Annotated in this window: 6 protein-coding genes and 2 pseudogenes; 7 read left to right on the top strand and 1 reads right to left on the bottom strand. The window is 54.9% G+C overall.

Annotated features, from left to right (window positions below; all coding sequences use genetic code 11):
* Nucleotides 1-104: 104 nt before the first annotated feature.
* The 7 genes and pseudogenes from ACQUTD_RS12435 (at nucleotide 105) to ACQUTD_RS12405 (ending at nucleotide 12284) form a co-directional block, all read left to right on the top strand.
* A pseudogene (locus ACQUTD_RS12435) lies at nucleotides 105-1763 on the top strand (ShlB/FhaC/HecB family hemolysin secretion/activation protein).
* Nucleotides 1764-1775: 12 nt separating this feature from the next.
* Nucleotides 1776-10340 carry a hemagglutinin repeat-containing protein gene (locus tag ACQUTD_RS12430; RefSeq protein WP_473276524.1) on the top strand — a complete coding sequence of 2855 codons (8565 nt, stop codon included), beginning with the start codon at nucleotides 1776-1778 and terminating at the stop codon, nucleotides 10338-10340.
* Between the two features lies 1 nt (nucleotide 10341).
* Nucleotides 10342-10542, top strand: a complete 201-nt coding sequence (locus ACQUTD_RS12425; protein ID WP_473276335.1) for a hypothetical protein — start codon at nucleotides 10342-10344, stop codon at nucleotides 10540-10542.
* A 487-nt stretch (nucleotides 10543-11029) separates the two neighbouring features.
* On the top strand, nucleotides 11030-11275 hold the full coding sequence (locus ACQUTD_RS12420) for a hypothetical protein (RefSeq protein WP_473276332.1): 246 nt from the start codon (nucleotides 11030-11032) through the stop codon (nucleotides 11273-11275).
* An 8-nt stretch (nucleotides 11276-11283) separates the two neighbouring features.
* Nucleotides 11284-11480, top strand: a pseudogene (locus ACQUTD_RS12415) (VENN motif pre-toxin domain-containing protein); the annotation flags it as partial.
* A 31-nt stretch (nucleotides 11481-11511) separates the two neighbouring features.
* A complete protein-coding gene (locus ACQUTD_RS12410) occupies nucleotides 11512-12036 on the top strand; it encodes an adhesin (RefSeq protein ID WP_473276330.1) in 525 nt (174 codons plus the stop codon).
* Complete coding sequence (locus ACQUTD_RS12405; RefSeq protein WP_473276327.1) at nucleotides 12033-12284, top strand: hypothetical protein; 252 nt, start codon at nucleotides 12033-12035, stop codon at nucleotides 12282-12284. The genes ACQUTD_RS12410 and ACQUTD_RS12405 overlap by 4 nt, the downstream gene beginning before the upstream one ends.
* 49 nt (nucleotides 12285-12333) lie before the next feature.
* Here ACQUTD_RS12405 and symE read toward each other — a convergent pair whose 3' ends face one another.
* Nucleotides 12334-12720: an endoribonuclease SymE gene (symE, locus tag ACQUTD_RS12400; RefSeq protein WP_473276325.1), complete on the bottom strand. Its 387-nt coding sequence runs from the start codon at nucleotides 12718-12720 to the stop codon at nucleotides 12334-12336.
* Nucleotides 12721-13136 lie beyond the last annotated feature (416 nt).

The following is a 13136-nucleotide window of genomic DNA, read 5'->3' as shown; positions in this document are numbered from 1 at the left end:
CATTTCTGCAATTACAATAGCGACTTAAGTAAAATTTAGCTTAAGGATGAGCTATGAAAAGGATTTCAGAGGCACTGCTTTGCGGCCCGACGTTTTGTGCGTCCATGCTGTTAATGGTCTTATCCAGCACGGCTTTTACCGTTCACGCTGTTCCACTTTCTCCTGCCGATCGCAATGCCATTCAGCAGCAACAGCAGCAGTTGCTGGATGACAGCCAGCGCCAGCGTGAAGAGCTGGAGCGCAGCAACATATTGCCAGCCATTACCGCCCCGTCGATTGCAAAAGGGCGTCCCGAAAATTCGTCTCCCTGTTTTGTTATCTCGACCATAGCGGTTGATGGTGCGACAAAATTATCCCCTACCACTGCAGCCAGACTTACCGCGCCCTGGGTGGGTCAGTGTCTGGACATGCGTCATCTGACCGAGCTGACCGGGGTCATTTCTGACTGGTACATCAGCCGCGGCTACATTACCAGTCGCGCATTTTTAACGGAGCAGGATCTTTCCGCGGGCAAGCTGCACATCGCCGTTCTTGAAGGGAAACTCCAGCAAATTCGCCTTGAAGGCGTGCCGTCGCGCACGCTCTACATGACCTTCCCGGGCCTGGAAGGACAGATTCTGAACTTGCGCGATATTGAGCAGGGCATGGAACAACTCAACCGTATTCGTCAGATGCCGGTTGAAATCGAAATTCTGCCAGGCGATCAACCGGGCTATTCGTTGGTCAATCTGACCGCCTCGCCGGAATTTCCACTTAGCGGTTCAGTCAGTTTTGATAACAGTGGACAAAAGAGCACCGGTACCGGACAGCTTAGCGGGGCATTGTCGGCAAATAATGTTCTTGGCCTCGCCGATAAATGGTTTATCAGCGGTGGGCGTAGCAGCGACTTTTCTGCCAGTCATGATGCGCAGAATCTGGCGGCAGGATTGAGCGTTCCTTATGGCTATGGGCTGCTTGATTACAGCTATAGCTGAAGTAATTACCACAGCGGCGTGGATAACAATGGCTGGATCTGGCAGTCCACGGGCGACAGTGAAACACACCGTCTGGGTGCCTCGTGGGTACTGTTTCGTAATGGCGAGAGTAAAACCGGCGCTTCGCTGGGTGTTACTCATCGTATCAACCATAACTATCTGGACGATGTACTGCTGGAAACCAGCAGTCGGAAGCTGTCCAGCGCCTCGCTGGGTATCAGCCATACACAGAAAATAGCTTCAGGCGTGGCAACCCTGAATCCCACCTTCACTCAGGGCACGCCATGGTTTGGCGCAGAAGACGACCACAACAAACAAGGTGATGTCCCCCGCGCGGAATTTCGCAAGTGGAGCGTCAACGGCAGCTTTCAGCGCCCGCTGGCAGAGAATATCTGGTGGCTTACCAGCGTCTATTTTCAATGGTCTGCAGATCGCCTGTACGGCAGCGAGCGTGTAACCCTGGGCGGTGAGGCATCGGTGCGCGGTTACAAAGAGCAATATATCTCCGGTGACAACGGCGGTTACTGGCGTAACGAAATCAACGGCGCGTTGGTGACGCTGCCCGTATTAGGGCAAATCGGCACAATGGCAGCGCTCGATGGTGGCTGGCTGAAAAAGGACGATGTGGACAGGTATGCGTCCGGCACGTTATGGGGCGCAGCGCTCGGTGTTACCAGCACAGGGCGCTGGTTCTCAAGCCAGTTTACCGTCGGGATGCCGGTGGACTATCCGGCCTGGCTGGCCCCGGATCACCTCACTGTGTATTACCGTGTAGCAGTCGCATTTTAAAGGACAAGGATGATGAAAAAGGATCAGGTGCATTTCTCGCAGCGACTGTTAAGCGGCGTATTGAGTGTGGCGTTAACCACGCAACCCATGCTGCCAGCAGTGGCGGCGACACTTACCCCGCAGGGGAATACTCAGGTGGACAAGGCGGCCAACGGTGTACCGGTGGTAAATATCGCCACGCCCAGTCAATCCGGTATTTCCCATAACAAATATAACGACTATAACGTCGGCAAAGAGGGGTTGATCCTGAACAACGCCACGGGTCAGCTTAATGCCACGCAACTGGGCGGCCTTATTCAGAACAACCCCAATCTTAAACCCGGGCAGGAAGCGAAAGGCATCATCAACGAAGTGACCGGCGCGAACCGTTCGCAGTTGCAGGGCTATACCGAAGTAGCCGGTAAGGCGGCAAATGTTATTGTCGCTAACCCTTATGGCATCACCTGTAATGGTTGTGGATTTATCAATACGCCTAATACCACCCTGACCACAGGCAAGCCCGTGCTGGACGTGCAGGGCAATTTACAGTCTCTGGACGTGACTAAAGGCAGCATCATCATTGAAGGAGCAGGCCTGGACGGCAATCAGAGCGATGCGGTAGCGATTATTTCCCGGGCCACGGCGATTAACGCAGCGCTGTACGCGAAAGAGGTGAAGGTGATTGCCGGGGCCAACCGCGTTGGGGCAGATGGAAAAATCCATGCGCTTAACGGCGAAGGCGAGGTTCCCAAAATTGCGGTTGATACCGGTGCGCTGGGAGGAATGTACGCCAATCGCATCCGGCTGGTGTCTGGCGAGAAGGGGCTGGGCGTGAACCTTGGCAACCTCAACGCCCGCCAGGGAGATATTACGCTTGATGCCAGTGGTAAGCTCGTTGTCAACAATAGCCTCGCCAGCGGTGCGTTAACGGCGAAGGGGCAACACGTAACGCTTATCGGCAATCACAAAGCGGGCGACGATCTGGCCATCAGCAGTCAGGGTGATATCGCGCTTAACCAGGCGACGTTGCTGAGCGATCAAAACCTGCATCTCAGCGCAGACGGCCTACTGGCGCAAAACGGCGGCACGCTAACCGCCGGACAGAACCTGACGCTTCGCGCGAAACAGATGAACCAGCAGCAGACGGCACAAGTGGATGCCGCCGGAAACATTACACTGCGAAGCACTGACAGGGCGCAGTTGCAGGGCAAACTGACCGCCGGAAAAACACTCGACCTTCGCGTGGGCGCGCTGACCAACAGGGGGGCGCTGGTTGCAGGCACACAGGCTACGGTCAATGCCGGACAACTCACAAACAGCGGTACGATCCTCGGTGCGACGGGAGTCACGGTCACCGCCACCACCCTTGATACGGCGGAAAAATCGGCCATCGTCAGCGGTAGCGATCTCACGCTCAGGGCGCAGACGCTGAATAACCGCGGTGTGCTGAACGCGGTAACCAGTCGCGTAAGTGCAGAGAAAATGGTGAATCACGGCCTGATCCAGGGAGAGAAAACCTTAACTCTGGTCGCCATGATGCTGGATCTGCTTTCAGGATCCAGCACGTTGACGGGAGGGGCACTGTCGCTCACGGGCACGACGTTCATGTCTGCCGGTCACCTCCAGGGACAGACGGTAAGCCTGAACGCACAGGACTGGCAGAACCGCGGCAGCGTGCTGGCCACGGGCGATCTTGCTGTCGATACCACACAGAGGTTAACTAATAACGGCGACATCATGAGCCAGGGCAAGGCTACGCTGATTACGTCGAGCATGAATAATCAGGGCAACCTGCTCTCCGCAGGCGATCTCAGTCTTACCAGCAATGGTCTGGTGAACCGCGGATCGCTGCTCACCGCGGGCGATCTTACCCTTACCGCCGACGATATTCATAACGCCGGACAGTGGCAGGGTAAGCATGTGCTGGTGAAGGCGCGAGATCTGACGAACCGTGGCGCACTCCACGCAGAGGATCGGCTGACGATTACCCTCAGCGGTACGCTTCAGGGCTCGGCTGACAATAAAATCACCTCGAATGGCGAGCTTGCGCTTTCCGCTCTCACGATGAATAACGCGGGGCAGTGGATCGCGAAAAATCTCACCCTGCAGGCGGATACCCTGATTAACAACGGCGAGGTGACGGGTGTTGATGGGCTGACCGCCACGCTGCGTCACTCGCTGGATAATCAGCCGCACGGTAAGTTATTGAGCGCTGGTGATTTACAACTTAATGCGGCGACTGTCACCAGTGCCGGACAGATCCAGGGTAAAGCAACCCGTCTGGCGACCGATACACTACTGAACCGCGGGCGCATACAGGGCGAAACCCTGACGGTAAACGCCGCCAGCGAACTGACTAACGCCAAAGACGGCATATTCTTGAGCCAGAATGCGCTGAACATCACCGCGCCTGTGCTGCTGAATAACGGTATTGTCCAGGGCGGCGGTAGCACCGCCATTCAGGCCACCCTCCGCGCGCAAAATGACGGCACGCTTGTTTCCGGCGATACACTTACGTTGAGCACCGCAGATCTCGGCAACGCCAGCGGAGGACTTATACAGGCCGTCACGCTACTGCTGAACGTGGTGAATGCGGTAAACAATGGGCGGATACTGGCAGTTGAAGATGCCCGGTTGCGCGGCACCACGCTTAACAACAGCGGCACGCTTCAGGCTGCAGATCTGCTGGTGCACTACCAGGATTTCACTAACGCGGGTACAACGCTGGGGCTTGGTTTGCTTGCTATAGACAGCGACGTCGTCGGCAATACAGCGAACGGCAAACTGTTCAGCGCTGACGATCTGCGGATAAACAGTCAGGATCTGATCGGTGCCGGTCAGGTGGTAGCGCTGGGTGATATCACCCTGAATCTGGTCAATGAACTTACCCATAACGGCACGCTGGCCGCAGGTCAGGCGCTTACCCTTTCCTCACACCATGCCATCAGCAATAACGGCGTGATGCAGGGGAATAGCCTCGCCCTTAATGCGGGAGGGGCATTCACTAATAGCGGGCAACTGACTACTGGTTACGGTAACAGCACATTTACGGCGCAGCGTATTTTACTCAATGCGTCGGGTTCGTTGCAGGCGGGCGGGGATGTACAGCTTTCCAGCCTCAGCGATATCACGGTAAACGGCTTTACCGGTACCGCAGGTAACCTGACGATGAATGCCGCAGGTACGCTGCTGAACTCTGCGCTGATTTATGCCGCGAATACTATGCAGCTGTTTGCCGATCGTATTCATAATCTGCATGGCGATATTTTTGCGGGTAACAGTCTGTGGGTGCAAAAGAATGCGGCAGGCGCGGCGAACCGTGAAGTCATCAACCGTTCAGGCAACATCGAAACGCTGCGCGGTGATATTGAGATTAATACTGCCCATCTTTGGAACACCTGGGATTCACTGTCAGTGTCACATGATGTTATTCCGGGTAATTCAGGCGGCACGCCCAGCCCTACACCAGGAGGTAACTGGTGGGAGATCAAGACGGATGATAAAGGGCCTTACCTGATCGTTAAAAGGTATGTTGGCGTGGCTCCTGTTCCGGAATATCGGATACAGATCGGAGATAAGGAGGTTGTGGCTATCACAGCCAGCGGCAGCGCCGGACGTATTATGAGTGGCGCGGATATGACAGTTAACGCCGCCCGTCTGGAGAATGACGCGGCCTTTATGCTTGCCGGTAAAGATATGACGCTAAGCGGAGACACGCTCAGCAATCAGGGCTGGCAGGAAGGCACCTCGGTAACGGAAACCGTCTGGACGCTTGATGAAAGTCAGCGTTATGTCTGGGGACAGTATGAGTGCGCCGGGTATCGGCTTTCAGCACAGAATGCCTCCTTACCGGACGGAAAACTGTACCGGGCGGTCATCAGCGCGGGTGGCAATGTGGAGGCGAAATTCTCTACGGATATCAGCAACACCACCCTTAACGGCGGGGCCAGCGCAGCGGAGGTTGCCGGCAGTCTGAATGCGCCATCGCTGGATACGCTCACCACGCAGGGTATTGCTGACAGCATCCAGGCACAGTCGCTGACGGAGACAGAAACGATCAGCGTGAATATCCCCCAGTGGCATGACGCCATCACAGAGGCATTGCAGGAGAGCGATCTTGATAACCACAGCGGTGCAGATACCAGCGCGTACCCGCTGCCAGCGGGCATCAACGGCTATTTTGTGCCGTCAACGGATCCGGACAGCCCGTATCTGATCACCGTCAACCCGAAGCTGGACGGGCTGGGCCAGCTAGACCAGAGCCTGTACGGTGATCTGTATGCCCTGCTGGGCATGAAACCGGGCGATGCACCACGCGAAACCAACGCAGCTTACACCGATGAGACTCAGTTCCTTAGATCGGCGTATTTCCTCGACAAGATCAACCTTGATCCGGATCGTGATTACCGCTTTCTTGGCGATGCCGCCTTTGATACCCGTTATGTCAGTAATTATCTGCTGAACCAGACGGGTAGCCGCTATATCAACGGTCTCGGATCCGATCTGGAGCAAATGCGCTATCTGATGGACAGCGCTGCCACGCAGCAGCAGGCACTGGGGCTGCAATTCGGCGTCGCGCTAACCGCAGAGCAGGTGGCGGCGCTTGACCAGAGCATGTTGTGGTGGGAGTCAGCAACCCTCAACGGCCAGACGGTGATGATCCCGAAAGTCTACCTGTCGCCGAAAGATGTCACCGTACAGCACGGTAGCGTGATCAGCGGCAACAACGTGCAACTGGCGGGCGGCAGTATCACTAACAGTAGCGGCACAATAGCGGCGCGGGATCAGCTCATGCTCGACGCCAGCAACAGCTTCAACAATCTTAATGCCGGGCTGATAAACGCAGGTGGCAACCTCAGCCTCAGCGCCCTCGGCGATATTAACAATATCGGCTCTGTCATCAGCGGTAAAACCGTCGCGCTGGAAAGTGTTACGGGCAGCATTAATAACCTTACTCAGACGCAGCAATGGAACCTTACTGCCACAGGCTATCACAGCGATGTCAGTATCCATGGTACGACGGCAGGCAGTACGGCATCTGTCACCGCTACGGATGCGCTGGCGATGTGGGCCGGACAAGATCTCAACGTTACCGGTGCAAACGTGGCTGCGGGGGGCAGTATGGCGCTGGCGGCAGGGAATGACATTAACATCAGCGCTAATGAGATCGCGCAGGGTTATACCGGACACGACAGGGGGACGACCAGCACGTCATCGGTTAGCCAGCAGAGCAGCATGCTGACTGCGGGAGACGATCTCACGTTACTGGCGGGCAATGACATTACTGCCCGTGCGGCGGGCATTGCTGCGGAAGGGGATGTTGGCATTCAGGCCGGGCGTGACGTTAATTTGCTGGCGGAAGCCACATCACACGCCTCTGCCAGCAAATCAAAGAAAAAAACCAGCATTGATGAGTCTGTGCGTCAGCAGGGAACGGAAATCGCCAGCGGCGGTAACACAGTGATTATCGCCGGGCGCGACATGAACGCAGAAGCGGCGGATGTGACGTCACAGGGCGATATTGGTGTGGCGGCGGGGCGGGATATCAACCTGACCACAGCCACGGAAAGTGACTACCGCTATCGTGAGGAAACCCGGAGCAGCAGCGGTTTCCTCAGTAAAAAAACCACCCACACCATCTCGGAAGACAGTGCGACGCGTGAAAAAGGCACACTGCTGAGCGGTGATAACGTGACCGTCTCGGCAGGCAATAACCTGCTGGTGGAAGGCTCCTTCGTGGTGGGTGACGGGAATGTCGCGCTGGCGGCGGGTAATAATGTGGATATTATCGCCGCCACCAACACGGATACCTCCTGGCGCTTTAAGGAAGAGAAAAAGTCCGGTCTGATGGGCACTGGCGGCATCGGCTTCACCATCGGCAGCAGCAAAACAACGCACGATATGCGTGAGAAGGGTACGACGCAGAGCGGCAGCTTCAGCACGGTGGGATCCACGGGCGGCAACGTCATTATCCAGGCGGGTCAACAGACGCATATCAGCGGCGCAGATATTATCGCGCAGAAAAATCTGACCCTCAGTGGCGACAGCGTGATGATCGAACCGGGCCACGACAGACGCACCCGCGATGAGACGTTTGAACAGCGCAGCAGTGGACTGACGCTGGCATTATCAGGCGCGGCAGGCAGCGCCATCAACAACGCCGTGGAGACAACACAGGCGGCGCAGAGCGAAAGTGACAGCCGTCTGGCCGCGCTGCAGACGGCGAAAGCGGCGCTCTCTGGAGTGCAGGTCGGACAGGCTCTGGCCCTGGCACAGGTCAGCGGCGAGCCAGATAATGGTATCGGCATCAGTGTTTCGCTCTCGTCACAGAAAGCAAAATCTGAACAGCATATGCAGAGCGACACGGTGGCGGGCAGCACGCTGAACGCGGGAGATAACCTCGCTATCATCGCCACCGGCAACGGCGGGGGCGAGAGCAGCGGCGACATCCGTATCAGCGGCAGCCAGATGAAAGCCGGGGGCGACACGGTGCTGGCGGCGGCGAACGATATTGCGCTGGGCGGGGCGGCAAACACGCAGCAGATGAGCGGGAAAAACAGCAGCAGCGGCGGTGGCGTGGGCGTCAGCGTCGGAGGCGGCACCAACGGTTACGGCATCAGCGTGTTTGCGAACGTGAATGCCGCAAACGGCAACGAGAAGGGCAACGGCACGGCGTGGACGGAGACGACGCTGGACAGTGGCGGCACGGTGACGATGAGTGCAGGGCGTGACACCACCCTCAGCGGAGCGCAGGTCAGCGGCGACCGCATCGTGGCGGACATCGGACGTGACCTGTGGATAAGCAGCCAGCAGGACAGTAATGATTACCACGCGAAGCAGAACAGTGTGGCGGCAGGGGGCAGCTTCACCTTCGGCAGCATGACCGGCTCGGGTTATATCAGCGCGTCACAGGACAACATCAACAGCGCTTATGACTCGGTGCAGGAGCAGACAGGACTGTACGCCGGTGAGGGTGGTTTTGATGTGACGGTGGGTCGTCACACGCAGTTGGACGGGGCGGTCATTGCCTCGCAGGCAACGGTGGATAAAAACCGTCTGGATACGGGAACGCTGGGCTTCAGGGATATTAACAACGAGGCGGATTATCAGACCCGCCACAGCGGTATCAGCCTGAGCGGCGGCAGCACGCCCGGAGGCGATTTCAGCGGCAGTATGCCGGGCGGCATGATAACAGCCGGGGGCAGCAGCGGACATGCGCAAGGCACCACGCAGGCGGCGGTGGCGGAGGGAAGTATTACCGTCCGTGACACGGCGGGCCAGCTGCAGGAGGTGGCGACCTTAAGCCGCGACACAGCGCAGGCAAACGACAGCATCAGCCCGATATTCGACAAAGAGAAGGAGCAGAAGCGGCTTCAGGAAGTGGGGCTTATCGGGGATATCGGCAGTCAGGCGGCAGATATCGCGCGCACCCAGGGGGATATTAACGGGCTGACTGAGGCGAAAAAAGCCCATCCGGACATGACGGCTGACGAGCTGCGCCAGACCGATGTTTATCAGGCCGAAATGCAGAAATACGGCACCGGCAGCGACCTGCAGCGTGGAATTCAGGCGGCGACGGCGGCACTGCAGGGACTGGCAGGGGGTGATATCACGGGCGCGCTGGCGAGCGCTTCGGCTCCTGAGCTGGCAAATATCATCGGACATCAGTCGGGGCTGAGTGAGGATGCGTCCCTGGTGGCACATGCGATTCTCGGCGGCGCGGCGGCGGCCCTGCAGGGCAACAGCGCGGCGGCGGGTGCTGCGGGTGCGGTATCGGGTGAACTGGCGGCGAAAGCGATAATGACCGCGCTGTATCCGGGAAAAGCAGTCAGTGACCTGAGTGAGACGGAGAAGCAGACGGTCAGCATGCTGGCGACGGTGTCAGCAGGGATGGCAGGGGGACTTGCGGGAGGCAGCACGGCATCGGCAGCCGCAGGGGCGCAGAGTGGCAGGAATGCGGTGGAGAATAATCTTCTCGGCGGCGGGACAGAGGAAGGTCAGGCTGAATTTATCCGTCAGCATGGACTGGATATGGCGAGTTGTGAAACAGCCCCGGCGTCTGCGGGCTGTCAGAAGGCAATGAATGAAAGGGATGCGGTGGGTTTTGCAATGGCGTCGGCGGGGCTGATTTATTTGCCGGGAGGGATGCAAATAACTGCCGGGATAGGCGGGAGCGCGAATGCAGGTATTCAGTACCTGATTAATAGTGAAGTGAATCCGACGGATGTGCTGATTGCAGCTTACGTTGGTGGGTTAACAGCAAATGCCGGAATTATTGGAACTGTAGGCTGGAATGCTGCTGGCGGCGCGACCTCGAATTACCTGAAAGGGGATGATGCGCTGGCGGGGGCAGGCTGGAGCGCTGCGGGTTCGGCATTTGGTTATGGGTTAGGTAAATATCTTATTGAAGTTCCAATGAATAAAATACTGAATCCATTCTGGAAGAACTATGAATGGGTTGATATAGGTATGGGGATAAGTAGGCCATTACCACCAAGCCTAATACCTAAAATATCTGGTAACACTGGGGCTGCGTTGGGCACCGAGACTGGAGGTCAGTTAGGGCCGAAGGTTATTGATATTTTGGAGAAAAGATAAGATGAATGAGTTAAAAATGTTTACCTTAATTATAGGTCTCCACACACTCGGGATGGCTCTGTGCGCACTAATGTTACAAGGGCTTTTTATTGGTTGTGTGTATTTTTATACAGGAATGTTAAATATTGATTTAGATAATATTTTCTTATTCATTCGGGCTGGTGCAGGGGGGGGGTTATTGCTGGTTTTGGTGTTTGGCTAATATATCGCTTTAAATTACATCACCGGAAGTAAACTGAAGCTCCCGGCCACCGGACCGGGAGCTTTTAATCAGACCTTATGCCAACTCAGAACCTGATTAAAGTGAACCCCACGAATGTGCTGGTAGCCGCTTACGTTGGTAGTTTAACAGCATGTACCTGAAATATTGGTACAAGTGACGGGAATGCGACCGGTGGCGCGACTTCAAGCTATCTGAGTGGAAGTGATCCGTTTAAAGGCGGAGTAATAAGTGGTGCAGTTTCAGGTCTGGGTTATGGAATAGGTAAGTATGCGCAGGGACACCTGGATGACATATTTAATCCCACATGGAAAAATTACGAGTGGGTTTCTATGGAGATGGGGATCTCGAAACCGCTACCATCAAGCGCTATCCCTGGCACAAGTGGTAATATGGGAGCGGCTATTACGACAGAAGGAATGGGTGCCATCATTAATGATCAAATAAAAAACCTTCAGGAGGACAAATAATGGCTTTAAAGAATGCCCTATCTTTTATTATGTTCAATATTATATGGATTGTAATGATTTTCTTTATGGCTGTAATTGTTTTCCTTACGCTTCGAATATTTGTTTGCTTTTCTATCGGAGGCGATTTTCTTTTCTCATTTGAGGATATAAAAAGAGCTGGGCGTATCAGTATATTTGCAGGCCCTATATGTGGTTCTGGAAGCTGGTTTATCTACTATCGACACTACAATCTCCAAAAGAAATGACACGAATTGGCGCACTGGCTGGCAGAGCCATCGCCGGGCTGCTGTACTCGGACGTGACGGACCTGTCAGCACTGAGCGAAACACAGAAACAGACGGTCAGCATGCTGGCGACGGTGTCAGCAGGGATGGCAGGCGGTCTGGCGGGAGACAGCGGAGCGTCAGCAGCTGCGGGGCGCAGGGCGGCAGGAATGCGGTTGAGAATAATCTCCCCGGCGTCTGCAAGTTGTCAGAAGGCAATGAATGAAAGGGATGCGGTGGGTTTTGCAATGGCGTCGGCAGGACTGATTTATTTGCCGGGCGGGATGCAAATAACTGCCGGGATAGGCGGGAGCGCGAATGCAGGTATCCAGTATGCTATTAACGGAGTGGTTAACTCAACAGATGTGCTCATCGCAAGCTATGTCGGTGCGTTTACAGCAAATACAGGTTTGTGGGGAACTATGGGCTGGAACGCGGCAGGCGGTGCGACTTCGAGCTGGCTGAAAGGCGATGATCTCTTAAAAGGTGGCGCAATCAATGGTGCGGCATCGGGATTTGGCTATGGGGCTGGCAAGCTGATCCGGGGGCCGTTGGATAACGTTCTGAATCCGAAATGGAAGAACTGGGAGTGGGTTGATATTGGTATGGGTATATCAAAACCGATGCCGTTAAACCCGTTGCCCGGCGCATTAGGTACTGGAGGCGCTAGCTTAGCTACTGAAGTCATAAATGCTCAAGCTGGTAAAGTAGATATCAACAAATTGAAGGGGAATGGACAATGACCTTCAAAAAATGGCTATTAGTCTTTGTTTACCTTATTGCATCATGTACTTTGGGACTGAATGTTTTTGTTGTGTCATTACTCTGCGGTATAAGATTATTTTTCTGGGTTATGTTTGATGTGCCATTTGAAATTCCCGTGGATGATTTAATTAAATATAGCAAGGCTGCAACATTTGCTGGGATAACGGTAGCGATCGGCTGTTGGTGGATTTATTACAAAAATTACAGAAAAAACAGAAATAGATAGTGCAGAAATTCCGGCCATAGCGCCGGGATTTTACTTTATAACCAGCACGCTATCTTCTTAACGGCAGATCCTCCCACACCACGGTGCCCGGCGGTAGTGGCCGTTTCTTCGGTGTGGCAATCAGCGTAATAAACTCCACAATCTGTTGCTGCTTGCGACTGGAAAGCTTACAGACCTTCTTCAGCGCCTGCATAATTTCCGGCTCTTCCGGCGGTGGCTCCTGCGCGGTCAGCACCAGACAACCGGGCATCGCCCGAACCTTCAGCGGCGTGCCGGTGGCAAAACCGGCGTCTGCGAGCCAGTAACCCTTCAGGGTAATGGCAGGTGCAGGCTTATGGGTCTGCCAGTCCCGGATATAACCCACGGTATAACGGCGATTTTTTAACTCGGGGACTTCTGTTGTGACAACTTCTGACTTAGAATCCTGCTCAGCCATAGTAACTACCTCTTTAGTTGCTTGTGGTTAGCGGTATATCGGTGCGTCAACACCTTTATACCGCGCTATTCATTTACACTCGGTAAGACATCAATCGTAAAACCCGCATCACTGGATTTTAATAAGGCTATTATACCACCCTGAAAAAAACACAGTATGCCGGTTTTTTGCAAAGTGAATAAATGCGAGGCGGCTCGGAAAAAATAATACAACATCATGTAACGCTTCATTTTGAATAAATGCCATCAATGAATTCAGGGAAGATAAAAAGGGAAATGAAGGATTTATTGCCGGGTGGCGTTTCGCTTACCGTAGCCGGCTTCATTGCCGGGCACGATTTTGGCATCCCATTCAGAGTGTTCTGTGTTTTCTCCCGCCCGCAGTTGTTTCATCTACAGTTAAATCATCTGGAACAA

It is taken from the genome of Enterobacter sp. K510 (assembly GCF_055804875.1).
Note: the sequence above shows the minus strand (reverse complement) of the source record. Positions and strands in the feature narration are given on the sequence as shown.

Coding starts and splice junctions, on each gene's coding strand:
- ACQUTD_RS12425 (WP_473276335.1), top strand. CDS start 10,342: ATGAATGAGTTAAAAATGTTTACCTTAATTATAGGTCTCCACACACTC.
- symE (WP_473276325.1), bottom strand. CDS start 12,720: ATGGCTGAGCAGGATTCTAAGTCAGAAGTTGTCACAACAGAAGTCCCC.
- ACQUTD_RS12420 (WP_473276332.1), top strand. CDS start 11,030: ATGGCTTTAAAGAATGCCCTATCTTTTATTATGTTCAATATTATATGG.
- ACQUTD_RS12410 (WP_473276330.1), top strand. CDS start 11,512: ATGAATGAAAGGGATGCGGTGGGTTTTGCAATGGCGTCGGCAGGACTG.
- ACQUTD_RS12405 (WP_473276327.1), top strand. CDS start 12,033: ATGACCTTCAAAAAATGGCTATTAGTCTTTGTTTACCTTATTGCATCA.
- ACQUTD_RS12430 (WP_473276524.1), top strand. CDS start 1,776: ATGAAAAAGGATCAGGTGCATTTCTCGCAGCGACTGTTAAGCGGCGTA.